Annotated in this window: 17 protein-coding genes and 1 riboswitch; of the genes, 16 read left to right on the forward strand and 1 reads right to left on the reverse strand. The window is 48.7% G+C overall.

Annotation, left to right across the window (positions count from 1 at the left end; translation table 11 throughout):
- Positions 1–11: 11 nt before the first annotated feature.
- The 13 genes from A4U59_RS07840 to A4U59_RS07900 all read left to right on the forward strand — a co-directional run bounded on the left by A4U59_RS07840 (position 12) and on the right by A4U59_RS07900 (position 20,745).
- The gene (locus A4U59_RS07840; RefSeq protein WP_066172655.1) at positions 12–770 is read left to right on the forward strand and encodes an OmpA family protein; all 759 of its coding nucleotides are present in this window, start codon (positions 12–14) and stop codon (positions 768–770) included.
- Positions 771–804: 34 nt separating this feature from the next.
- Complete coding sequence (locus A4U59_RS07845) at positions 805–1,365, forward strand: YcjF family protein (RefSeq protein WP_066172661.1); 561 nt, start codon at positions 805–807, stop codon at positions 1,363–1,365.
- Positions 1,352–2,167: a hypothetical protein gene (locus A4U59_RS07850; RefSeq protein WP_066172664.1), complete on the forward strand. Its 816-nt coding sequence runs from the start codon at positions 1,352–1,354 to the stop codon at positions 2,165–2,167. The genes A4U59_RS07845 and A4U59_RS07850 overlap by 14 nt, the downstream gene beginning before the upstream one ends.
- 124 nt (positions 2,168–2,291) lie before the next feature.
- Positions 2,292–2,717 (forward strand): hypothetical protein, encoded by a 426-nt coding sequence (locus A4U59_RS07855; protein ID WP_066172667.1) that lies wholly within the window; start codon positions 2,292–2,294, stop codon positions 2,715–2,717.
- A 500-nt stretch (positions 2,718–3,217) separates the two neighbouring features.
- Positions 3,218–3,302, reverse strand: a riboswitch (cyclic di-GMP riboswitch).
- A gap of 185 nt (positions 3,303–3,487) precedes the next feature.
- Entirely contained in the window at positions 3,488–4,897 is a 1,410-nt protein-coding gene (locus A4U59_RS07860; RefSeq protein ID WP_083270744.1) for a hypothetical protein, read from the forward strand.
- A gap of 246 nt (positions 4,898–5,143) precedes the next feature.
- Positions 5,144–8,212 carry a chitobiase/beta-hexosaminidase C-terminal domain-containing protein gene (locus A4U59_RS07865; protein ID WP_083270754.1) on the forward strand — a complete coding sequence of 1,023 codons (3,069 nt, stop codon included), beginning with the start codon at positions 5,144–5,146 and terminating at the stop codon, positions 8,210–8,212.
- A 346-nt stretch (positions 8,213–8,558) separates the two neighbouring features.
- Positions 8,559–10,964 (forward strand): immune inhibitor A domain-containing protein, encoded by a 2,406-nt coding sequence (locus A4U59_RS07870; RefSeq protein ID WP_425388886.1) that lies wholly within the window; start codon positions 8,559–8,561, stop codon positions 10,962–10,964.
- Positions 10,965–11,232: 268 nt separating this feature from the next.
- Entirely contained in the window at positions 11,233–13,032 is a 1,800-nt protein-coding gene (locus A4U59_RS07875) for a CocE/NonD family hydrolase (RefSeq protein WP_157888152.1), read from the forward strand.
- A 141-nt stretch (positions 13,033–13,173) separates the two neighbouring features.
- On the forward strand, positions 13,174–14,499 hold the full coding sequence (locus A4U59_RS07880; protein ID WP_066172671.1) for a short-chain fatty acid transporter: 1,326 nt from the start codon (positions 13,174–13,176) through the stop codon (positions 14,497–14,499).
- Positions 14,500–15,063: 564 nt separating this feature from the next.
- On the forward strand, positions 15,064–16,971 hold the full coding sequence (locus A4U59_RS07885) for a sigma-54-dependent Fis family transcriptional regulator (RefSeq protein WP_066172868.1): 1,908 nt from the start codon (positions 15,064–15,066) through the stop codon (positions 16,969–16,971).
- Between the two features lie 321 nt (positions 16,972–17,292).
- Positions 17,293–18,276 carry a thiamine pyrophosphate-dependent dehydrogenase E1 component subunit alpha gene (locus A4U59_RS07890; RefSeq protein WP_425388887.1) on the forward strand — a complete coding sequence of 328 codons (984 nt, stop codon included), beginning with the start codon at positions 17,293–17,295 and terminating at the stop codon, positions 18,274–18,276.
- Positions 18,277–19,296, forward strand: coding sequence for an alpha-ketoacid dehydrogenase subunit beta (locus tag A4U59_RS07895; RefSeq protein WP_066172674.1), 1,020 nt, complete (start codon positions 18,277–18,279; stop codon positions 19,294–19,296).
- A 24-nt stretch (positions 19,297–19,320) separates the two neighbouring features.
- Positions 19,321–20,745, forward strand: coding sequence for a 2-oxo acid dehydrogenase subunit E2 (locus tag A4U59_RS07900; protein ID WP_066172676.1), 1,425 nt, complete (start codon positions 19,321–19,323; stop codon positions 20,743–20,745).
- A gap of 127 nt (positions 20,746–20,872) precedes the next feature.
- Here A4U59_RS07900 and A4U59_RS07905 read toward each other — a convergent pair whose 3' ends face one another.
- Complete coding sequence (locus A4U59_RS07905) at positions 20,873–22,057, reverse strand: ROK family transcriptional regulator (RefSeq protein WP_066172678.1); 1,185 nt, start codon at positions 22,055–22,057, stop codon at positions 20,873–20,875.
- 135 nt (positions 22,058–22,192) lie between these two features.
- Between A4U59_RS07905 and xylF the strand changes: the two genes are divergently transcribed.
- From xylF to A4U59_RS07920, 3 genes are read left to right on the forward strand one after another with little or no spacing between them, the layout of a single operon-like run.
- Positions 22,193–23,296, forward strand: coding sequence for a D-xylose ABC transporter substrate-binding protein (gene xylF, locus A4U59_RS07910; protein WP_066172681.1), 1,104 nt, complete (start codon positions 22,193–22,195; stop codon positions 23,294–23,296).
- Between the two features lie 59 nt (positions 23,297–23,355).
- On the forward strand, positions 23,356–24,891 hold the full coding sequence (locus A4U59_RS07915; protein WP_066172685.1) for a xylose ABC transporter ATP-binding protein: 1,536 nt from the start codon (positions 23,356–23,358) through the stop codon (positions 24,889–24,891).
- Positions 24,866–26,047: a sugar ABC transporter permease gene (locus A4U59_RS07920; RefSeq protein WP_066172689.1), complete on the forward strand. Its 1,182-nt coding sequence runs from the start codon at positions 24,866–24,868 to the stop codon at positions 26,045–26,047. The genes A4U59_RS07915 and A4U59_RS07920 overlap by 26 nt, the downstream gene beginning before the upstream one ends.
- Positions 26,048–26,117 lie beyond the last annotated feature (70 nt).

Consider the following 26,117-nt stretch of genomic DNA (forward strand, 5'->3'; position numbering starts at 1 on the left):
GGCTGACATAAATGAATAAAAAATACAGGCGGCTTCTTGCAAATGACTCAAAGGAAAATGATTTCTGGCCTTCATTCACGGATTTGCTCACAACAATCCTGCTCGTGATTTTACTGGTCTTGCTCGGCATCATTACGAAGGAACAGCTGGAAGCGAAAGCGAAAGGCGAGGAATTGGAGGCGCAGGCGGCGAAAATTGAGCAGCAGGAAGAAGTCATCAATTATTTGATGGGTGTCAAAAAAGAAATCATTGAGGACTTGATTGCGGAATTCGAGAAAACGGATTTGAAAATGGAAATTGACGAGAAAACAGGGGCGATCAAGTTCCAGAATGACCTTCTTTTTGAAACGGGGAAATCGGACATACGGCCGGAGTTCAAACAGCAGCTCCAGTCGTTCATCCCGACCTACATCGATATCATTTACGGCAAGTATTCCGAACACCTGGCGGAAATCGTCGTGGAGGGGCATACGGATGATGTCGGCCAGTTCATGAATAATCTTGAGCTGTCGCAAAACCGGGCCTTTAGCGTTGTCCGCTATGTACTGAGCGATGAATTCGGCGACTTCCCATATAAGGGGGAAGTGAAGGATGTCATCACCGCCAACGGCCGTTCCGAAAGCCAGCTGAAATACCTTGATGATGACAAAAAGGAAGTCGACCGGAAAAACTCGCGGCGCGTTGAATTCAAGTTCAGGCTGAAGACGAATACGGAGTGGGACAAGCTCTTTAATGATGTGGAAGGGGCGGAGTTTGTTGAAGGCGCCTGACCGGCGGTAAGAAAGAAGAATGGGGGAATAAAACATGACGGCTAGAGAAGAAAGCATTGTGGACAGCTTAAAAAAGCGGCTGACAGATGAATTTTTCAAAATCGAGAAAAACGATAATCTCACGCCTGACCAAAAGGCCGACAAGATTATTTTCACTACTTCTGCCCTCTGTGCAGGCATCGCCCTGCAGCCGATCCCGTTTGCGGATATGGCCATCCTGACACCAATCCAGATTTTCATGGCGAAAAAGCTCGGGGATGTGAGAGGGCTCCCGATGACAAAGGAAAAAGCGGCTGAAATCGTAAAAGTGGTCGGCGGCGTCATCGGCCTCGGCTTTGCCGCCCAGCAGACGGCGATCGGCCTGTATAAAATCGGCTTGCCGGGACTTGGCGGCTTCATGTCGGTTCCGCTCGTTGCGGGGCTGACCTATGGAATCGGGAAAGCGGTCGATACGTATATGATCATCACAAAACAGGGCCGGACGCCGACTGCTGATGAGATTAAAAAGGTTTTCCGCCAGTCCAAAAAAGAAGGCAAGAAAATCAAGCCGAAGCTGCTGAGCGGATCAGAAGGGCAAGCGGATGAAAATAAATAACATCAAAAAGGTCGTCAAGAAAAACTGGGACGAGCTCGGAATCGCCGCTGCACTCGCTGATTTCCTGTCTTCTGGACCGGCGGATGTTGATGCAGACCAGGCGTATGTTTTGGATGCGCTGAAGCGAAGCAACAGTGACCTGGCGGATGCGAACAATGAAGAACTCCATGCTTACGTATCCTCCCTTGATGAGGAGCAGCTCGTCGGCCTTGTGAACAACGTAAAAGGAATTGCGCATGAAGTGTATTACGTCGAGATGGAAAACGAAGACGGGGATACGGTTGAAGCATACATGTTTGAGTCCACCAATCATCCGGATTACGATGTTTCCCTTTATGACAGCGAAACGGGTGAGACGACAGATATCCAGTTAAAAGCAACGGACTCTGAGTTCTATGTCCAGACTGCGGTCGATGAAGTGGGTGCCGACCAGGTCTATGTGACGGAAGAGCTCGCCGGAAAGATGGGATTGCAGAGCACCGGCATTTCAAACGAAGAGCTGACGCGCGATGTGGAAGAGGTTGTCGATAATCTGATGGAGGATCACTCGCTCTGGAACTACGTGCCGGCACTATCGGCGTGGTCGATTGCCCTCATTATCGCTTCGCTGACGAAACGGTATCAGCAGGGCGAAATCACCCGGAAACAGTATTTGCGGATGCTCGGTGTGTTCGGCGGGGCGAAGGTGATTAAAATTGGGGTGATTATTGGGCTGCTGTCGATTCCGATTGTGAATGTGGCGACGGGTGCGGTGCTTGTGATGAAGATGATGAAGTCGGTTCGGGATGTGTATGCGGTGTGAAAGTTTTCGTGACTTCTCATATCCTGCTACTATCCTATATTGTTAGGCGGCTTATTTTCTAGTATTGTTAGAAAGAAGTATCTCAATCGTCTCAAAACGATTGAAGGAAAGGATTCGTAAGCATATGAAAGAAGTCATAATATTTCTTGCCGAGATTGTTAACATTTCCCACGATTTGTTGCTTGTGATCACAAAGCAGATTGGCCTGGACTTAACAGATAAAGATTTGCATTTCTGGGTGATCGGGATTTTTGGGATTGTGTTTTTCTTTTTTGTGCATGAGCTTTTCAAGGTGATTTCAAGGTGGAGTATAACGGTGATATCATTCATTTATACATTTACACTGCTTGTTGTACTCGTCTTTGCGATTGAAATCCAGCAAAAGATTACCAGCCGCGGGAATATGGAATTCCAGGATGCGGTGATTGGTTTATGGGGCTTTATTGTATTGTTTGCCAGTTATCAGGGTGTAAAGCTTGCGATATATTTTGGAAAGAAATTGTATCATTTTATGAAAGAGCGGTATTTTATCAGTAATAAAGTTGAGTAAGTTTGCGGTAATAGAGTTATAGTGAAAAGGCAAATAAAAGCTGGCAGTCGTATCAGTTGAACGAATGCTGGCTTTTTTAATGATTAATTGTTTTTATTTGCCGCTCATACGCATCTTCTTGATTAGTAATTGAACTTGTGATTCTTTTAAGTAGTGAAAAACATTCCTTTAAGATGTCCATATGACCAACTTCCTGCTTATATAAGATATATTGTGATGAGAGTTATTCTTATCACCATTTGCTGAGTAACCATTTCGTTATGGGGTTCCAGCAGCAGTTTTCTTGGTTAGGCGGTGACTGTAAGTAGTTTTGAAGTGTTTTGATCTGGTGATGAAGAGAGAAGAGGGCTTGGGCAAAAAAAAGAGCCGCACTTATGCAGAGCTCCGCTTTACACCGCATCTTATACAGCGGTTGGTGTAATAGTCCATTTTGTGGTTCTTTTTAAAGTGACATACCAATCCTTTGAAAATATTCAACTAGACCAACTCCCTTAATTATTACAGGCAGCCCAGCCATCTTAGGATAAGCCCCTTAGATCTGCAGCTTTGCGTCCCACCCTTTCGGAGGGTTTGCCTTTGTCTGTTTGAATATTCTGCCTTAGGTAAATTATACCAACTCATTCGAGAGGATGAAACGAAAACCGTAGGACAAATACTTCCATACTCTTCCTTTTTAGCCCGGCATTCGACATGCTTCCATACCCTCATAAAGGAAAGGTACCCGAAAAAATGATAAGATAGACTGAAAGCAAGTCAATGGAGATGTCTACATGTTAATGAGAAAAATTCCGTGGTGGGGGTTTACCGCCGCTATCAGTATATATGTCATAGCCCACTTTGTTTCATTGATATGGGAAAATGGATTTTTTCTAGGGATTTTGTCGATTTCAGGCATTGCAGGTCTGGCTTTTGCGCTGCTGCTTCTAAGTGTGAGAGCGGTCATTTTGCCTGCCTTTTTAATCATCCTCGCTGTGGGAATCAGCTTTACGGATTCCCAGCTGGGCCTTAGTCAATTGATCTGGGAAGGCGCCAGAGGAATGCGGTCGCTCATCCCGATGGTCATGATCATTCCGATTGTCGGCTGGGTGCTGAAGCAGGAAAATTATGTTGAGGATACGATCTTGCTGCTCAAGAAGCGCTTAACGAATGGAAAAGCGTTTTATTTTGTGCAAATGTTCCTGACACAGATCATTTCCTTCTTCCTTTTGTTCGGTTCGATTCCGGTTGTGTATCAAATCGTACAGTCTTTTTTTGCCAAACAGGATACATATGCGTGGAAGATGTTCAAGTCGACAGCGGCACTCCGGGGCTTTGCGCTTACACCGATCTGGGTGATCAGCATTCCGAGTTTCGCTTATGCCGTCGAGACGCTGAATGCTTCGTTGACACTGACGTTGCTTCAAGGCTTTGCTTTTTCATTGGCCGGCATTTTGCTATCTGTCCTTTTGTTGCATCTTTATGAAAAGAGGCAGGGTGTATCCTTTTCTAAAGAGATAGGGCGAGCGATCGAGGAGGCTGAGGTGAAAGCGGACGGCGAAGGGAGCCGATACCGGAATCCAGTGGAGTTTGTTGTGCTGTTCGTGTCGCTGTTGGCATTGACTTTGCTTGTCAACGCGCTTGTTCCGGTCGGTTTGCTGACGGTCATTCCGCTTGTCGTCGCGGTGTGGGCGATTTCATACTTTATTGTCAAACGGAAAATGCCGGTGTTTTTTGAGGAAGCAGCGCTTTATTTTCGCAAAGGTATTGCGACAAAGTCACAGGAAACCGGGCTGCTGTTTTCAGCCGGGCTGCTGATTGTAGCGATGAACGAGACAGGGTTGTCGGTTGATTTGATGCAAGGTTTGTATGACTTCACCGAGCATGTGCTTGGGCTTAATTTCTTATGGGTGCTGCCGGTCATCGTTCTCGCGCTCGGATTTGTCGGAATCGGGCCGCTGACTGTGGCGGTGCTGATTGCAGGTGTGGTGAAAAGCATCCATCTGCCGTATCCTCCAGAGGTGATTGTGCTTGCGATGACGCTTGGCAGCGCTTTGAGCATCATGCTGTCACCGCTGATCATACCGGTGATTTTGTTCAGCAGCATTAACCGGCTGAGTACGTTTGAGAATAGCATTAAGTTTAATTGGAAGTTTGCGGTGTTGTTTTATTTTTTGGTGGAGGCTTATTTGCAGATGTGGTAAGTCCGGCTGACGGCGCCCGGGACTCAGTGCTTTGCACTGGGGGCCCGGGCTGTTTTTTATGATGAGAGTAGGTCTAAGGGTGCGAAGGAACCGGAATACAGTCACTCCTTATTGCTCATTTTGCTGTCTTAATCAAGAGATTAATATAATCGGCCTCCAAAATATTTTATACTTAATTTGGAAGAAACGATTCCAAATTTTGCTGAATGGGAGGCTGGTTGCGTGAAGACTGCCAAAAGGATTCGAATGAGCAGTTTTGCATTAGCTGTCTTGCTGTTGGTTAGTACATTTGCAGGTCCGCTAATGCCGCTGTATGCAGAAGAAGCGCCAGGAGATCTTATTTTTTCAGAGTATGTTGAAGGCAGCGGTTATAACAAGGCCATTGAGATTTATAATGGTACCGGCAGTTCTGTCGATCTATCGGACTATTTGGTTGAATTATATGCAAATGGAAGTTCAGTGCCTACTGGTACATATAATCTTTCGGGTACACTGGAATCCGGTGATGTATTTGTTATCGCCAATAGCCAGGCTGGAGAAGCGGTGAAAGCCCGGGCCGATGCTGAAAGCGGTATCACCAATTTTAATGGTGACGATGCCCTTGTATTGAAGAAGCAGGACAACGTGATCGATTCAATCGGACAGGTTGGCGTAAGGGATTTGTTTGGTGCTGATGTGACACTAGTCCGCATGGCAAGTGTCACTGCAGGTGACACCGATCCTTCAGATGCCTTTGACCGCTCTGCACAGTGGGAGGTATTCTCTAAGGACACGTTTGACTACCTCGGTTCCTATGAGATGCCTGAGACGGAGCCTGTCGAACTGCAAACCATTGACAATGCCCGCCAGGCTGATAAAGGAACAGAGGTGAAAGTGCAGGGGATAGTTACGGCTTCATTTGAAGCAGGCGGACAGACGAATTTATTTATTCAGGACCACACAGCCGGAATCATTGTGCGGGGCCCTGTACTGGCGCCAAAGATTGGTGATGAGATCACTGCGCAGGGTGAAATGTCCAGCTATTACGGCATGGAGCAGATCCTGGCTTCGTCGATGAATGTGGAAGTCGTACAGGCAGAACAAGGCGTGCCGGAAGCACAGCCTGTGTCTTCTGCTGATTTTTCCAATGAAAACGGCGAAGCAATTGAGGCAGAGCTGGTTGAAGCCGGCGATGTCGAAATAGTATCCGTCAACCAATACGGGGATTATACTGCCAGAGATGAAAACGGCGCGTTCCTTATCACGCCGGAAGAAGACAATCTAGTTCAAGTGGGGGAAACATATGAGCTTGTCCGCGGTGTAGTCAATTACAGCTTTGGTGCATATAAATTGGTTCCGCGCGATCGGTTTGATGTGATCGATGTCGTTTTTTCTGTAAAAGCGGATCCGGCAGACGGAACCATTTTTGCAGGGACACCGGTTGAATTGATGACAGCGGAGGAAGGGGCTTCCATCCATTATACACTTGATGGAACCGACCCGACGGCTGCCAGCCAAACGTATGAGGGACCGATTGAGCTCACAGAAAATACGGCCGTCAAAGCGGTGGCTGTCCGTGCAAATGGGGAAACAAGTGAAATCGTCGAATTCACGTATAAGATCCTGGCACCGATCGAGGAAGCGAAGATCCATGATATTCAGGGTGCAGGACATTTTTCGCCATATGAAGGGTACAAAGTGGAAGATGTTGAAGGGATTGTCACAGCATTGGACGGCAGGAACGGATTTTACATGCAAGAGCCTGAGCCCGACAATGATATCGCCACTTCTGAAGGGATTTACGTGTACAAGCGCGGCTCAGGTGTTGAAATCGGCGACCTCGTTTCTGTTACAGGTGAAGTGAAAGAATGGCGCGAGGATGGCTACAGTGATGCGAAAGACTTGCTGACAACGCAGATTACGGCACATGAAGCGGAAGTGGTTGAGTCTGGAGTTGCGGTGCCGGCTCCAATCGTCATTGGGGAAGACAGGGTGCCTCCAACTGAAGTCATTGAAGATGACGAAATGAACACATTTGACCCGGAAACAGATGGACTGGATTTTTATGAAAGCCTTGAAGGCATGCTGATCCAGTTGGATGACCCGAAGATCACCGGGCCGGAAAAATACGATGAAGTGCCGGTTTTTGTTGAAACAAGCAAGCACCAGCTGCGCACGGATGCAGGGGGGCTGCTCATTTCACCGGAGGATTACAATCCGGAACGCATGCTTATTGATGTGGATGGGTATGACTTGAATGTTAAAACGGGTGATTACTTCGACGGCGCCGTTACCGGTGTTGTAAGCTATGATTACAGCAACTTTAAAATCCGGCCGGTTGGTGCATTGCCGGAAGTGGTGAATGGCGGAACGGACCGTGAAGTGACAAAGCTGAAGGGCTTGAAGCCGAAGCTGACAGTTGCAAGCTACAATGTGGAGAACTTCTCAGCTGCAACTGACCCGGAAAAAGCTGCGAAAATTGCCGAGTCAATTGTTTACAACCTGAATACGCCGGATATCATCGGTCTCGTGGAAATGCAGGATAATAACGGGCCTGAAGATGACGGCACCGTATCAGCTGATAAAAGCTACCAGGTTTTGATTGAGGCGATCAAGGATGCCGGCGGGGCGGAATATGCCTTCACTGACATCGCCCCTGTTGACAAAATGGACGGCGGGCAGCCGGGTGGGAATATCAGAGTCGGATTCCTGTATAACCCGGACCGTGTTTCGCTGCCTGAAAAGCCGAAAGGGGATGCTACAACGGCAGTAGGAGTTGATGAAAACGGCTTAACGCTCAACCCGGGCCGTATTGATCCGATGAATGAGGCTTTCGACGATTCGCGCAAATCGCTTGCCGCCGAATTTGAATTCAATGGGGAAAAGGTTATCGTCATTGCCAATCACTTCAATTCAAAAGGCGGAGACGGTGCGCTGTTCGGCGCAGAACACCCTGTTGTGCTCGGCAGTGAAGTCCAGCGCCTGAAGCAGGCAGAAGTCATCAACGGCTTTGTGCAGGAAATACTTGCTGAAGATCCAAACGCGAATGTAGTCGTTCTCGGGGATTTGAACGATTTTGAATTCTCGGCGCCGGTCGATCTGCTTGAGGGAGATATCCTTACAAATATGATGGAGAAGCTGCCGGCTGAAGAGCGGTATACGTACATTTACCAGGGCAATTCCCAGGTGCTTGACCACATTTTGGTCAGCAATAACCTGGCCCATCGGACGAAAATTGATTCTGTGAATATCAATTCGGATTTCTCCTATGCAGATGGACGTGCGAGTGACCATGATCCGGTACTGGCACAGGTTCATTTTAAAAAAGCGAAATAAGAGCAGTGTATAGTGGTGCCTGCCCTTGCGGATATTTTCGCAAGGGCGGGCATTTTATTATATTTATATAGTAAGTAAAATGATGAGCATCTTTAGATATTCAGATGACTTTGTTAATAAGAAGACGCAAAACCGCTTTAAATCAGTAAAGGAACATAAAGGTCCTGGTAGTAATTAGAGAAACGAAATAGTTTAATATTCCTACTAGAATAACAAACTATTAGTACAAAAGTATTATTACAATGGTTATAATTTTCTGATAAATTAGAATTATCGGTAATTACCAGTAAGTTCTATTTTTAGGGAGTAATTACGATAATTTTGAATTTACGGAGGGGGAAGAGTGTTGAAGTTACCTAAATTTTTGTCAACTGCAGCAGTGCTGGCATTAAGTGTAGGCATGTTGGGGACAAGCATGCCTGCAGTTAATACGAGCGCAGCAAATCAGGATGTACAGTCTCCTGAATTACAAGCCCATGAATCCCATACATACGGGGGTGCGCCTGTCGACCTGGCGCTCGCAAATGATGAGCGGCTTATCGAAATGCTGAAAAACGGAGGCAAAATCGCAAGCGATGCGACTCCTGCTGAAGCTGAGAAAGCGCTGAATGAGTTTTTAAAGAAAAAGGCTGAAGGGCTGGCACAGGGTAAAGGCGAACTGGATGGTAAAAGGGAAAAAGTTTTAAATGAAATGAAGGAACAGGCATCTGAAAATGGATTGGTGAACGGTAAAGGCAATAAGCTTGGCCACTCCAAAGAAGTTAAGGGTGTTGAAGAGGAAGAATGGAATGGGGGACAGCGGGTCGATAAGGTTCTCGCCCTTTTGATCGAATATCCTGATTTCCCTGCGTCTTCCATTAAAGCTGAAAACACCGATATGTACTATGATGAATATGTGAAAGAGCATTACACGGATATGTTGTTCAGCGATAACGGCTATGAAGGGCCTAATGGTGAAAACCTTGTGTCCGTGAAACAATTCTATGAAGAGCAATCCGGCGGCAGCTATTCCATCGAAGGGGAAGTGGCCGGATGGTATAAAGCATCAAAACCGGCAGCTGCATATGGCGGAAATAACAGTAACGATAACGATAAAGACGCCCGCGGCCTTGTAACAGAAGCGCTGATGGCGGCAGCAGCAGATCCCAATCTGGATTTGAACCAGTATGACCAGGAGGACCGGTATGACCTTGATGGCGATGGAGACTACCGTGAGCCGGATGGCTTGATTGACCATTTGATGATCGTCCATTCCTCAGTCGGTGAAGAGGCCGGCGGCGGACAGCTTGGCGGAGATGCCATTTGGTCCCATCGCTGGAGTCTTGGCGGAGTTACACCTCTTCCTGGGACAGAAGCTGAAGTTCCTTACTGGGGCGGAGCAATGGCGGCTTATGACTATACAATCGAACCGGCTGACGGGGCTGCGGGTGTATTCGCACATGAGTATGGCCACGATTTAGGCCTGCCGGATGAGTACGACACCATTTATTCCGGTGCCGGCGAGGCGGTAGCCTACTGGTCGATTATGGCGAGCGGAAGCTGGGCCGGGGACATTCCTGGCACCGAACCGACCGGCTTCAGCGCCTGGTCGAAAGAGTTTTTGCAGGGAACGATGGGTGAAAGCAACTGGCTGACGGGCCAAACCATTGATGCAAAAGATGTTAACAGCAAAGGTATTGAAGTCCTCCTTGATGAGGCGGTTACGAAAGGCAAAAATAACGATGCTGTCCGTGTTGACTTGCCAGGCAAGGTGAAAGTCATCAACACGCCGGCTGCGGGTGAATTTGAATACTACGGTGGCACCGGCGATGAAGCGGACCACAAAATGACGGCAACGGTCGATCTGACCAATGCCGGTAGTGCGACATTGGATTATGATGTGTGGTATAACATTGAAGAGCACTGGGATTTCGGCATGGTACAGGTGTCTGAAGACGGCGGCGAAACATGGACATCGCTGTCCACTCCAAACACAAGGTCTGATATTGTGGAAGATGGATATCCTGCCATTAAAGAAAACCTGCCAGGATACTCGGGCACAAGCGACGGCTGGATTCATGAGTCAATCAACCTGGAACAATATGCCGGCAAAGAGATCATGCTGCAGTTCCGCTATATGACAGACTGGGGCACGACTCTGGAAGGTATGTTCGTCGATAATATCAGCGTAAAGGCTGACGGCAGTGAAGTGCTCTTTGACGGAGCGGAAAATGAAGAGAGTGCGTTTGCCTTTGCCGGATTTGACAAGCATACCGGTTCATCCACTTCTCCACACTACTACTTGCTGGAATGGCGTTCCCATAATGGCGTTGATGAAGGGCTTTCCCACATCCGCCGCGGTGACAGCCTGATGACATACGATTCAGGCCTTGTTGTATGGTATGTCGATGAAGGGTATGACAACAACTGGACAGGCATGCACCCTGGCGATGGTTTCCTCGGTGTAGTAGATGCCGATCAGCATACGAACTACTGGAGCGATGGAGCCGCAGGTTCTACCCGTTACCAGGTGCACGATGCAGCATTCAGCCTGGACCAGACTGAAAAAATGTTCCTTGATTATACTGATTTGTACGGAATTACAATGACAGATAATCACACCAAACGCATACCATTGTTCGATGATAGTGCCGACTACAGCAACGCTGGCCTTGTCGATGCCGGCCGCAACGTGCCGGAATACGGCTTGAAGTTCCGTGTGACCGGCAAGAGTGCGGATGGAACGGTTGGTAAAGTATTAATATTTAAGTAAAAAGTATATCTTTTTAAAGAGTGCCTGATCCCTTTTCCAGTGGATCAGGCATTTTTTTGTGTAATGGACGGGAATGGCAGGTCCCTGTAACGACAGTGAGTGCCGACGACAGGTGCCTGTCACTCCCCGAATAATATTGTTTCACAAAGAAAAATACCCCGAATGTATTACGCGATTTAGACAATTTGGCACCTGTGAAAGTTGGTATCATTAAAGAAAGATGGTGAGACCAAGCGATGAAACAAATGATAAGGGAGGAGTTATCCTGGTGAAGCCAGCTATTTTCAGATTGCTCATTGCAGGTGCATTGATGATTGTGTTGTTTGCTATTCCGTCAGTGGGAGTCTTTGCTCAGAATGGGAACGAAACGGGGAGTCAGCAGTGGACATCGTATGACCGTGCCCCTGAATATGAAGTGGTGCATGAAACGGATATTTCGATCACAATGCGGGACGGTGTCATTTTGAATGCTGATGTATATCGGCCGGCGGCAAGTTCTGGCGATAAGTTTCCAGTGATCGTGACGCAGACGCCTTATAACAAAAATGCCCCGCTGGCAGCAGGAAATGAGTATTTTGTTCAGCGCGGTTATGTTCACGTTGTTGTCGATGTCCGCGGGACAGGCGGATCGCAGGGTGCATGGGATTCGTTCGGTGAAGCAGAGCAACGGGACGGTTACGAGATCGTCGAGTGGGCTGCCAATCAGCCTTGGAGTGACGGCAATGTCGGGCTGTGGGGCAACTCCTATATGGCGATCAATCAAATTTTGACCGCTTCTCAGCAGCCGCCCGGCCTGAAAGCGATTTTCCCGATTGTACCGATGGGTGATACATACCGGGATATCGTCATGTCAGGCGGCCTGGTCAATACAGGATTCATTCCGATGTGGCTGGGGCTCGTCAGTTCAACGAGCATCCTGCCGCCGACGTATACTGCAGAGGATCCGGTAAGAGCGACTACGACGGTAATCGGCCACTCTGCTTCGGCATTAAATTTTCAGACAAACACGTTAACCTCCGTGATGACAGGCGGCGAGGTGGCATATGACGGCCCGTTCCACCGGCAGCGCTCGCCGCTTGAAGTGGTGGATCAAGTTAACGTTCCGACCTTCATTGTCGGCGGTTTGCATGATATTTTTCAGCGCGGGGAGCCGCTTCTTTATGAAAAATTGAAGAAGAACGTGCCGGCAAAGCTTTTAATGGGGAATTGGACGCACGGCAATGTAGGTGAGGGTTTGCCCGCTGACGGGATTCCAGTCCTAGACCAGGTTGCTTTGCGGTGGTTCGATCATTATTTGAAAGGGATGAACACGAAGCCGCAGCAAATTCCGGATGTTACTCAGTTTGTGCTAGGTGAGGAACGTTTTGAAACACAGGTGGATTGGCCGCACCCGGATGCTGGGGCGGATAAATTTTATTTGCGTTCGGGAAACAAGTTATCAACGAACCCTCCGAATCATTCGGAATCTGCGGATATCATGCTCCAGGAGCCGGTCAACGGCATTTGTTCGAGCAGCACGAATCAGTGGCTGGCCGGTTTGGTTGATGCGGTGCCGTGTACGAAGGATAACCGGTTGACGGAACTGACCGAAGTCACATATACGACAGAGCCTCTGGCGGAAGATTTGAAGATATCCGGTCCAATCGGGGCAGAGATTAACATATCAACAACATCCAGAGATGCTGTTTTATCTGTAAGGGTGACCGATGTAGCTCCGGATGGAACCTCAAGAGAATTGACAGCAGGCTGGCTGGCAGCTTCATTCCGGGCAGTTGACGAGTCGAAGAGCCGCTACCTGGATGGAGAAAATGTTCAGCCGTGGCACCCGTTCACGAAGGATTCGGTGATGCCGGTTGAACCAGGTGAGCCGATGAAGTTGAATGTTGAAATTTTCCCGACCAATGCTATGGTCATAGCCGGCCACCGGCTGCGTGTGGCCATTGGGCCGAGTGATTTCCCGCATTCGGTTGCTCCGGCACCGATGCAGCTGGAGCAGCTCGGCGGCACGGTGAGTTTGCTGCATGATGACGGGCATGCTTCGTTTGTGACGCTGCCGGTTGTTAAATAGAATATTTCATTGCGTCTGGTCCCCACTGTTTAAAGCGGCGGGTGCCAGGCGCCTTTTTATGCATATCCCCTTTTTCATACCATATAATTTTTCAGAAAAGCCTTTTTAGGCGGGAAAAATTGGTGAAAAGGGGGAAAGTGTATGCTGACGAAGATAGCCGATGCATTTTCAGAAGCGGTCCGCAAATATTTGCCTGATGCATTCATCATCGCTGTGTTGATGACTCTATTTGTGCTGGCGGTTGCCGTCATCATGAATCCATCGGATGCAGGGACAATGGTCAAGTCCTGGGGAGAAGGTTTCTGGGTTTATCTGGCGTTTACGATGCAGATGGTGCTTCTTCTTATGACCGGAATGGCGCTGGCTGCCGTGCCGTTTATCCGGCGGGGGCTTGAAAAGCTGGCAGGCTTTGCGAAGAGTCCGAATCAGGCTTACGTTTTAACCTTCCTAATTTCGACAGCCGCTTATTATATTAACTGGGGGCTTGCTGTCATTGTCGGTGCCATCATTGCCAGGGAAGTCGGCAAAAGAAACAGGAATGCCCACTTTCCATTATTGGTTGCATCCGCCTATGCCCCGACGGTTTTGTATACTGCCGGCTTATCCAGTTCAATCGGATTGACGATTGCGACAGAAGGTCACTTTCTTGCTGATACAATGGGCGTGATCCCGACCTCAGAGACGATTTTCCATCCTTCTACTATTATGATTTTCATTGCTCTGGTCGTTACCATTCCAGTTTTCATTACGATGATGGCTCCCACAAAAAGGATTAAAGGTTATGATGGGAAGGATCCGGTTAAGGAAAGCCGCCGGGGATCAAATGCAACTCCGGCTGAGCCGCTGACACCTGCCCGCAAGCTTGAAACCACTCCTGTTCTGGGCATGGTTACAGGTGTGATCGGTTTTATCTATGTGATTTTTCAGTTCATAAACGGTCACGGCCTGGACTTGAATATTATCAATCTATTCTTTCTTTCTGCCGGGTTGTTTTTTCATCGTTCATTGGGGCAGTTTGCGGAAGCCTTCAAAGACGCGGCAGGCTCTATTTCGCCCATTATTTTGCAGTTCCCGTTTTATGCCGGAATCATCGCCGTATTGGGAAGCTCTGGCCTGGGCGCAGCCATTATAGACGGAATGAGAGCCGTCTCAACAACGGAAACTTTCAATCTGTTCACTTATTGGACGGCGGGTGTCATAAACATTCTTGCTCCGTCAGGCGGCGGACAGTGGGCACTGCAGGGGCCTTTGCAGGTACCGGCAGGAATGGAACTGGGCGTTGATCCGGCGATGATCGCGATGTCAGTCGGCTGGGGAGATGCCTGGACGAATTTGATCCAGCCGTTTTGGGCTTTGCCGATTTTGAGTGTGGTCGGTTTAGGTATCCGGGATATTATGGGGTACTGTATTTTATTGAGTATTTGGGTGGGGGTTCTTACGAGTGTTTTGATTTTCTTCCTTTACTGAGAAGGTGGATAAAGTGTAAAAAACCAGCGCTTTCACTTGAGTGTGGGAGTGCTGGTTTTTTGTGCTGGCGTTAGAGTATTGAACAACCATACTGTGCCGGAATCATAATAGCTAGTATGATGGGGATATTTTGTATTTCCATATGATTAGAAATGGAGATGTTGTCCTGGCGGCAATTCCGACATAGATGTCGGAAGCAACGCATGCCAGCGATTAGGCTGTTTCCGACACTTATGGCGAGTATTACCTTTTGACGGCATCGGCGACAGGTGCCTGTCACTCCCCGAATAATCTTGTTTCACAGCATTGTTCCACACACATACGATGACAAGTGACAGTCACCTCCCGAATAATCTTGTTTCACAAAAATGTTTCACACACAAAAAAACGCCGGTCCTCCGCTTGATGGACCAGTTTTTCAGTTCCACCATTCGACAGGTGCCTGTCACCTTGTTTAGCAGGAATTCGCTTCCGCATCTCGAAGCCTTACAGAAAGTAAGTCCGTTTTCATAACGACGATGAACGGGGTGAAAAGGGTTGAAAGATCGGGAGCGGTTGAAGGAAATGTGGGATCGGTTTGTGGCGGATGGGCAGTTGGATGGTGAGCTGGATCGGGTGGTGCAGGATTCCTGGATGCGGTCGAAGGCGTATCAAGTCGACCCGTTTCAAAAGAAAGGGAATCTGGCTGATAAGAAAGTATTATCGGAGAAGCAAAAGCAATTGATTGAGATTGCCTCTCCTCTTATGGAAGGACTGTATTCGATTGTGAAGGGCTCGGGTTTTCTCGTCATATTGTGTGACGGGGATGGAATCCTGACGAAGGTCATAGGTGATGACACAGTGAAACTCGAAGGAGAGTCCATCCTGTTTATGGAGGGTGCGGACTGGAGCGAGCAGGCAATCGGCACGAACGCGATCGGGACCTGCATTGTAGAGAAGAAGCCGCTGCAGATTTTTGCCAATGAACATTACGCGCAAATCTGCCATCCGTGGACGTGCTCGGCATCTCCGGTTTTTGATCCGGATGGGTCGGTTGCCGGGGTGCTGAATATGTCGGGTTCGTTTGAGAATGTCCATCCGCATACGCTTGGCATGGTGATGTCCGCTGTAAAGGCGATCGAGTACCAGCTGAAACTGATCGAGGAATCAGAAGTCCATTATTTCATGCAAAAGTACCTGGAGGCGACCACCAATACATTGACAGAAGGCTTGATCATCACCGATCAGAAAGGGAAAATCATTAAAACGAATAACCGGCTCCAGAAAATGCTTCGACTTCGGGATTCCGATTTACAGGGGAAAAAGCTGAGTGAGACCTTTTTGAATAAAACGTTCCGCCAGAAGAACCGGAAGATCCAGGACAAGGAAGTCCGCTTGAAGATGCCGGGGCGGAATTTTTCAGCGCATATGCTCGTCAATGTTACCCCGGTGTATGATTCCGAACAGCTGATCGGTTCGCTGGTTTCGATGAAGGAGATTCATAAAGTCAGGCAGTTCGTAAACCACCTTTCGGGCAACCAGGCGAAGGTGTCGTTTCAGGAGATGACCGGGAACCATCCGCGGTTCATCCAGAGGATTACGGATGCAAAGATGGCGGCTCACACTGACTCGAATGTTCTTTTGCTTGGGGAGAGCGGGACGGGAAAGGATATGGTTGCCCAGGCCATCCACAACGAAAGCTCCCGGAAGGATAAGCCTTTCATCGCCATCAACTGCGGCGGAATTCCGCGGGATTTGCTTGGCAGTGAACTGTTCGGGTATGCAGAAGGGGCGTTCACCGGTGCCCGGAAAGGGGGAAGCCCGGGAAAATTCGAACTGGCGGACGGCGGCACGCTGTTTTTGGATGAAATCGGTGAGATGTCGCTGGAGATGCAGGTGTTGCTGCTTCGGGTGCTCCAGGATAAGGAGATTGTCAGGATCGGCGGGCAGAAAGTCACGCCGGTGGATGTCCGGATAATTGCCGCAACCAATAAGGACTTGAAGCGGGAAGTTGAAAAAGGCAGTTTCCGGGAGGACTTGTATTTCCGCCTGAATGTCATGCCGGTCAATCTCCCGCCGCTCCGTGAACGGATTGAAGATATTCCGCTGCTGGTCAGGCATTTCGCCAATAAGCTCAGCACCAGGCTAGGGCGCGACATCCCATCGATTGACCCGGGTTATTTCGAACCGCTGTTCCGATACAGCTGGCCCGGGAATATCAGGGAACTGCAAAATGTCGTGGAGCGGTCGATGAACAGGCTGCGGACAGATGTTCTGACGTATGCCGATTTGCCGGAAGAGTTGAAAGATACGGCTCCGCTCGCTGAGAAAAGGGTGGAACTCCCTAAAAAAGATGAAATGAAAAAGATGGCGCTGCTCGAGTCGATTAAAGTAAGCAACGGAAACATGAGCAAGGCCGCCCGCCGGCTTGGCGTGTCGCGGAGCACGCTTTACCGGCAGATGCGGAGGTTCGGAATAGAAGAGAGAGTATGAAAGACTGGCAAAGGCGTACCTATCTTGAGTACGTCTTTTTTATATGGCTGAATCGGCTTCAAATGTGTTGCAAACTGTTGCAAAGTGTCCCGTTCTGACGGGACAACCTGTCCCAAAACGGGACACTTTTCAAAAATGCATCAGGAAAAAGCATCATTCTCCAAACTATTTGAAGTGCGGAAACCCGGGATTTTTTTCAATATTTTCAGAAAAATACAGATCATTCTTCAGGTTGGCATCATCCTTGCAATATATGTGAGCGGAACGATTTTTATAAAGGAGGAGAATGCGTTGACAGTACCTGTTGAAAAGTTGAAATGGATGTACGAGAACATGTATAAAATCCGTTATTACGAGGACACGATGGTCGAAGCATACGGGGAAGGGAAGGCACCTGTATTCAACATCGGGGCAGGGCCGGTCCCGGGTGAAATGCATCTTGCGACAGGGCAGGAGCCGGCGGCGGTGGGCATGTGCGCCCATTTGATTAAAGAAGATACCGTTACCGCCCCGCACCGGCCGCATCACCACGCAATCGCCAAAGGGGTCGATTTGAAAAAGATGACCGCCGAGATGTTCGGAAAAGAGACAGGCCTCGGCAAAGGAAAAGGCGGCCACATGCATTTGTTCGATCCGGAAGTGAAGTTTTCATGCGGAGGCATCATTGCGGCCGGGATCCCCCATGCAGTCGGTGCGGCCCTGGCGGCTAAGAAGAAAAAGCACGATTGGGTGGCGGTCGCTTTTATCGGGGAAGGTGCCGCCAACCAGGGTGCATTCCATGAGTCTGTCAATCTGGCGGCGCTCTGGAAATTGCCGTTCATCATTGTCGTTGAAAATAACAAGTACGGCATCTCTGTTCCGCAAACGGCTTCAACGTCGGTGCCATCAAACCAATTGCGGGCAAGTGCTTACGGAATCGAAGGCTTCCATGTGAAGGATAATGATCCGGTTGCGATGTACGAAGCATCTGAAGCTGCCGTCAAACGGGCCAGGAATGGCGAAGGGCCTGCAATCATCGAGATTGAAACGGACCGTTATCTCGGCCATTTCCAGGGCGACCCGGAATTATACCGTGATGAAAATGAAGTGACGATGCTGCGGAAGAATGACCCGATTCAGCGCCTGGCAAAAATCCTCACTGAGGAACATGGCATTTCGGAGGAAGAGATTTCCGCGATGGAAGCGAGGGCAAAACAGGAAGTCGACGAGGCTTACGCGTTTGCGAGGGAAAGTGCATATCCGGCACCGGAAGCGGCACTGGAGGATGTGTTCGTGCGAAATACATTCAGGAAGGAGCTTGTCTAAATGGAAGCGACGAAAAAGCGTGTACTGACAGGAAATAAAGCGATGGCAGAAGCCCTTAAGCTTGAAATGGAGCGAGACCCGAATGTATTCGTGCTCGGTGAGGATGTTGCAAAATACGGCGGGATTTTCGGCGCGACCCAGGGCCTTCTTGATGAGTTCGGATCTGAACGGGTAATGGATACGCCGATTTCTGAAACCGCATTCATCGGTGCGGCGATTGGTGCGGCGGCAGAAGGAATGCGCCCGGTCGTCGAGTTGATGTTCGTCGACTTTTTCGGTGTCTGCATGGACCAGATTTACAATCATATGGCGAAAATCCCGTACATGTCAGGCGGGAACGTGAAGCTGCCGATGGTGCTCATGACCGCTGTTGGCGGGGGCTACAATGATGCGGCCCAGCACTCACAAACGCTCTATTCGACGTTTGCCCATTTGCCTGGCATGAAGGTTGTCGCCCCGTCCACCCCATATGATCTGAAAGGAATGATGGCATCGGCCATTATCGATGACAATCCGGTTGTGTTCATGTTCCACAAAACACTGCAGGGCCTCGGCTGGATGGACCAGCTCGACGCCTCTGTCGGACATGTGCCTGAAGAGCGCTACACTGTGCCGCTCGGCAAAGCAAAGGTCGTCAGGGAAGGAACTGACGTCACGATTGTCGGCATCCAGATGATGATGCACCATGCCGTGGCTGCTGCGGACAAGCTGGCCGAACAGGGCATCCAAGCGGAAGTGATCGATTTGCGTTCGCTCGTGCCGCTCGATAAAGATACCATCCTGGAATCCGTGAAAAAGACACACCGCCTCATCGTCGTTGATGAGGACTACCGTTCATACGGCATGACAGCTGAAATTGCAGCGCTTGTGGCGGAAGAAGCGCTGTACGAACTCGAAGCGCCGGTGAAGCGGCTTGCCATTCCGGATGTGCCGATTCCATACAGCCGCCCGCTCGAGCAATATGTTCTTCCGAATGCAGATAAAATTGTTGCCGAAGCAGTGAAACTCGTAAACGAATAACGAGCAACAGGTTAGGAGGCCGTCATGTCAGTCGAAGTGAAATTGCCGAAAACATCCGAATCAGCAGATGAAAGCTTGATTGTGTTCTGGCACGTTGAAGAAGGGGATTCCGTTGCGGAAGGCGACACGCTTGTCGAAGTCCAGACGGAAAAAGCGGTGACCGAAATTGAAGCGCCTGCCGGCGGGCTGGTAAGCCGTATCCTGAAAAAGCGTGCTGATGTGGCAAAGGAAGGTGACGTCCTTGCGGTTATTTTAACGGAGGATGACCAGCAGGTTGAGGTTACCGGGAAAGGACGGGAGGAAAGTGGAAGGCCGGCGTCTCCGGCTGCGAGTACCAGTGAAGGACAGGAGGCGAGTGCGGGTCCAGGAAAACTTAAAGCATCGCCGCGGGTGAAAAAGCTGGCGCGGGACCTCGGAGTTGACCTGGCCGCCGTTATTCCGACAGGTCCTAATGGGAAGATCACCGCGGAAGATGTGGAGAAAGCTGCTTCTCCAGGGAACGGGGCAGCGGAAACGGAGCAAGGAATGACTGGGAATTCAACCTACGAGGACAAAACAGACAGGCCGGTGCGGGCGGCTCCGTCAGTCCGTCGTCTGTCCCGGGAACTTGGCGTTGATTTGAACAAGATACAGCCATCTGGGCCTGATAACCGGGCAACGCGCCAGGATGTTGAACGGTATGTGGAGCAGCAGGGAACGAGGCAGGGAAGGAAGCCAGATACAATGCCGGAGCAGCCTGCAGATAAACAAGGAAGTCCATGGGGAAACGAACGGCATAAACCGATGACGGGGATCCGTGAAGCGATCGCCAAGGCCATGGTCCATTCGAAACAGACGATTCCGCACGTCACCCATTTCGGTGAAGCGGACGTGACCCGCCTCGTGAATCACCGTGAGGAAATGAGGGGGAATGCGGAGGAACAGGGCATAAAGCTGACATACCTGGCCTATGCCGTAAAAGCACTCGTCTCGACCCTCAAAAAGTTCCCGGTGCTGAACGCGTCCGTGAATGAGGAGCAAAATAAAATCATTTACAAAGAGTACTATAATATCGGAATCGCCGTTAACACGGAGAGAGGACTGTTTGTTCCTGTTATCCATCATGCCGATCAAAAGGATTTGTTTGACCTTGCTGCAGAGATCAGCAAGCTTGCTGATAAAGCGAGAAGCGGCAAGCTGACTGCAGCAGAAATGGAAGGCGGCACCTGCTCCATTTCTAATATAGGTTCGGCCAAAGGGGGATGGTTCACCCCGGTGATCAACCACCCGGAAGCGGCAATCCTCGGAATCGGGACGATAGAGAAAAAGCCGGTTGTCAGAGAGGACCGGATTGAAATTGCACCTGTTATGTCACTGTCGCTGAGTTATGACCACCGGATCATTGACGGAGTTGCGGCGCAGGAGGCATTGAATGAGTTGAAAGCGAGTTTGGGAAGATTCGACGGGTGACAGGCACTTGTCGAAAAATGTTTGTTATACAAAACCGGCCCACCCTTAAAATCTGGATGGACCGGTTTTGCTTTTCCTTTCGACAGGTGCCAGGCACCTGTCGAATTTCTATAGAATTCCTAGTACACTACACCACTGCAGAGTTTTCTTTGATTCGATTCAGGAATTGTTCTGTGGCGAATGCGCTCATGCCCAGGGCAGCGGAATAGATGGAGAGCTCGGAAAAGTTTATTTCCAGGTTGTCCTGGTGATATTTCAATGTGTGGGTTTCCACTGATTTATGAATTGGCTCTTTTATCCACTTTGCTGCCATCGCCAACCGATTTCCGACGATGATTTGGTCAGGATTGAACGTGTTGATCAAGTTATTGATTCCGTAGCCGAGATTCCTGCCAATGTCAGTGAAAAGGGAGGTCACCTTTTCATCACCTTGATCGGCAAGGCTTATCAATGACTCAAGCGTAAGTCCGCTATCGGATTTCAGGTTCAGCGATTGGGCTTCCTTTAGTAAAGTGTTTTCTGAAGCATACGTTTCCCAGCAGCCTTTGCTGCCGCAGCTGCATGGTTTTCCATCCCTTTCAATGATCATATGGCCGCTTTCACCTGAGAAGCCGTTTCTTCCCCGATATAGCTCTCCGTTCAGAACTAAACCGACACCAATTCCTATACCTGCAGAAATATATACTAAATTATTGAATTTGCGGCCGGCACCAAACTTTTTTTCTCCGTATGCGCCTGCATTCGCTTCATTATCCATTGTAACCGGGAGTCCGTATGCCTCTTCAATGTCATGCTTCAATTCAAAGTTTCCCCACTTGATATGGGGGACCATCAAGATTTTTCCGTTTTTGTCGACGATACCAGGCACGCCAATTCCGATTCCGACCACTCCATAGGGGCTGACAGGTGTTTCTGCAATCAGCTCCTGGATGATCCCTTTTAAGTGGTTGAGCAAATCTCCATAATTTTTAAATTGAAAAGAAGTTTGTTTTTCGGTGACCAGGCTCCCGCTCAAGTCGGTCAGTGTACCGAGGATGTAATTGACGCCGAGGTCGATGCCGATTGAGTAGCCGGCTGTCTTATTGAATAACAGCATCACAGGTCTCCTGCCGCCTTTTGATTTCCCGATCCCTGATTCATAAATAAGCTGCTCTTCAATCAAATCGCTGACAAGGGAAGAAACTGTGCCTTTATTCAATCCGCTCTTTTGGGAAATTTCCGCTCTTGAAAGGGGACCGTATTTTTTTACCATCTCCAGCACGATGCCTTTATTCAATCGTTTAACGAATTGTTGGTTTCCGGTTTCTATCATTTTTTCGCCGCCCTTACTAAAATGTTTAACTAATAAGATAATTCTATTATAAACTTAGTTTATCCAATAGACAAACTAAGTTTCTGGTGATATACTCGTTTGTGAAAACGCTTAAAAATTCAAGGGGGGACCTAAATGAAACGTATGCCTAAGTCTTTACTGATGCTATTAGTGAGTGTTGGATTGTTGTTTGCCATGACGGCCTGCGGGCAGGATACTGCAACGAATAATGGAAATTCCGGCGGTGATGGAGAAGGAGGCGGAGATGAGCAGGTTAAGATTGGTCTTGCCGTTTCTGACTTGACTTTGGAAAGGTGGCAGCATGACCGGGATATCTTTGTTGAAAAAGCAGAGGAGCTCGGTGCCGAAGTATTGGTTCAGTCTGCCAACGGTGACGATTCCAAGCAGATGGCACAGGTTCAAAACATGCTGTCTCAGGGAGTGGATGCGCTTGTCATCATTGCGAACAACTCTGATGCTCTATCCACAGTCGTTGACCAGGCCAATAAAGAAGGTGTGCCTGTTCTTGCTTATGACCGGCTGATTAACAACTCAGACGTATCGGCATATATATCATTTGATAATGTCCGCGTGGGTGAAATGCAGGCCGAGTACATAGTGGAGAAAGTGCCTGAAGGAAATTACTTCATGATGGGCGGATCCCCTACTGATAACAACGCGAAAATGTTCCGGGAAGGCCAGATGAATATTGTCCAGCCATTAGTTGACAGCGGAAAGATCAACATTGTGGGTGACCAGTGGGCAAAAGGCTGGCAAGCTTCCGAAGCCCTTAAAATCATGGAAAATGCTCTTACTGCCAATAACAATGAAATCGATGCGGTAGTCGCTTCAAATGACAGCACTGCCGGCGGTGCCATCCAGGCATTATCGGCCCAGGGAATGGCCGGGGAAGTCGCCATTTCCGGACAGGATGCTGACCTTGCAGCTGTCCAGCGAATTGTCGAAGGCACTCAATCCATGACAGTGTACAAGCCGATCAAGAATCTCGCTACCAAAGCAGCTGAAGTTGCAGTGCAGCTTGCTAAAGGGGAAGAGGCAAGTGCAGATGATACGGTTAATAACGGCAAAATCGATGTTCCGTTCATCAAATTGGATCCGGTTATGGTAGATAAAGAGAATGTAGTCGATACCGTTATTGCTGACGGGTTCCATTCCTATGATGAGGTATATAAGAACGTACCTGAAGATGAGCGCCCTCCACGTCCGGAAGGCGAATAATAATTTTGAAAAAGAGGGGGATTCCATTCCCCTTTTCTTTGTATCGGAGGTGAGGCTTCATGACGGAAATTTTACAAATGAAAGGGATTACAAAAAGGTTCCCTGGTGTAAAGGCCCTTGATAATGTCACCTTCACTGTTGAAAAGGGGGAAATCCATGCCCTTTGCGGTGAAAACGGAGCGGGCAAGTCGACATTGATGAAAGTTCTGAGTGGTGTTTATCCGAACGGCACATATGAAGGTGAAATTTTCGTAAAAGGCGAAAAAGTGGCGTTCGATTCCATCAAGGACTCACAAACAGCGGGCATTTCCATCATCTATCAGGAGTTGGCCCTGATTGAGGAAATGAGTGTTGCTGAAAATATGTATCTCGGACATGATCTGATGAGGAAAAAAATTGTGGATTGGAACGCAGTATATATGGGTGCGCAAAGAACCCTGGATTATATAGGGCTCGATATCGATCCGCAAGTGAAAGTGGGGAAGCTCACAGTCGGCCAGCAGCAGCTGGTTGAAATCGCCAAGGCGTTGACGAAAGAAACAGAAATCTTAATCCTGGACGAACCGACAGCCGCTTTGACAGAGAGCGATGTCGAGAAACTGAAAAGCATATTAGCAGATTTGAAATCCAAAGGGGTTACATGCATCTACATATCCCATAAGCTTAGTGAAGTCATGTCATTGGCTGACAAGGTCACTGTGCTGCGGGACGGCCAAACTGTAGGTACCGATCCAATCAGCGAACTGACAGAAGACAAAATCATCACCAAGATGGTCGGCAGGGAGTTGACGGAGTTATTTCCTTATGAAGAACGCCAGATTGGTGATGTTGTAATGGAAGTCATAAAGTATTCAGTGGCTGACGCCCGGCATAACCCGGTGATCAAGGATGTCAATTTCAGCTTGCATAAAGGGGAAATCCTCGGGATTTCAGGTTTGATGGGTTCGGGACGGACCGAGTTATTTACCAGCCTTTTTGGCGGCTATCCGGGTAAAAGCTGCGGAACAGTAAAGATAGAAGGAAAGCCGGCAAATATCCATCATCCGGCTGATGCCATCAAAGCAGGACTGGCTTATGTCTCCGAAGACCGCAAACGGTACGGGCTTGTTCTTGGCATGGATATTCAGAAGAACACCACACTGGCAGCCTTAAACAGCATCATGAACATGAAGTTGATTGACGCTGACCTTGAAGTTCAAAAAGCGGCGGAGATTACAAATAAAATGAAGTTAAAAGCACCGAGCCTTGAAGCGAAAGTCGGCCAGCTTAGCGGTGGAAACCAGCAAAAGGTCGTACTGAGCAAGTGGCTGCTTGCCAATCCGAAGATTTTGATCCTAGATGAACCGACAAGAGGAATTGATGTAGGTGCAAAATACGAGATTTATAAGATCATTAATGAACTTGCCCGTGAAGGGGTGGGGGTAGTCTTGATTTCTTCTGAATTGCCGGAAGTAATGGGAATGTCTGACCGTATCCTGGTGATGAGTGAAGGAGAAATGACGGGTGAATTTGTAAGGAGTGAGGCTACACAAGAAAAAATTATGGAACGTGCTACAGGAGGGACGAAACATGAACAGTCAGGTACCACCATCTGAAAATACAGCCGGAAGGCCGCCAGGATTCAAAAACTTGAAAATGAAATTCGATCTTCAGGCATACACGCTTGTCATTGCTCTGGTATTGATCGCGCTTATTTTCGGATTTTTCACTGGCGGTGAATTTTTATCATCAAGGAATCTATCAAACTTATTTACGCAAATGTCGGTTATTTCTGTGCTTGCTATCGGCATGACACTTGTCATTGTTTCAGGGCATATTGATTTATCAGTCGGATCTCTTGTCGGGCTGACGGGCGGTATCGCTGCGATTCTGCAAGTATGGTATGACTGGAACACAATCGGTGTTCTGCTTGCTGCCATTGTGGTCGGCGGCATTGCCGGGCTCTGGCAGGGTTGGTGGGTCGCATACCGTGCGGTGCCCGCTTTCATCGTCACGTTGGGCGGAATGCTCATATTCAGGGGGATTCTCGTCGGAATCAGCCAGGGAAAGACGATCGCACCCCTGGGCGACAGTTTCAAGCTGATCGGAAACAGTTATTTGCCGTACGTTATCGGTTACATTTTAGCAGCAGTAAGCGTTGTTTTTCTGTTTGTGTGGACGGCCAAAAACCGGCGGAAAAGAAAAAGCATGGGGCTGACTGTGCAGCCGGCCTTTATGGCTTTCGGAAAAGCGGCGGTATACTCCATTTTCATTCTTGGCCTTGTATACATGCTGAATCGGTATTTCGGTGTTCCGATCCCGCTGTTAATCGTATTTGTTTTGGCGGCAATCTTCATTTTCATTTCCGTTAAAACGGCATTCGGGAGATATATATACGCAATTGGCGGAAATGTGGAAGCGGCTGCATTATCCGGCATCAATATTAAAAAGAATACGCTGTATGTATTTGTCATGATGGGAGCACTGGCGGGTGTTGCTGGAATCATTTTAACAAGCAGGCTGAATGCGGCGACAGTCGGCGCCGGTGAAATGTATGAGTTGGATGCAATCGCTGCCTGTGTAATCGGGGGTACCAGCTTGATGGGCGGTAAAGGGAATATCGTCGGAGCAATTATCGGCGCGTTGATCATGGCGAGCATCGATAACGGCATGAGCATGATGAACATCGAAACATTTTGGCAGTTCATCGTAAAAGGGCTCATTCTGATCATTGCGGTCTGGATTGACATTTCAAGCAAGAAGACAGCGTAATGGCGGATAAAAAAATAGAGAGTGCAAGATTAATAGATTCTACTTTTCCGAACATAAGAAGGAGGAAGCA

This window comes from Bacillus marinisedimentorum (assembly GCF_001644195.2).
Classification (GTDB): domain Bacteria; phylum Bacillota; class Bacilli; order Bacillales; family Bacillaceae_O; genus Bacillus_BL; species Bacillus_BL marinisedimentorum.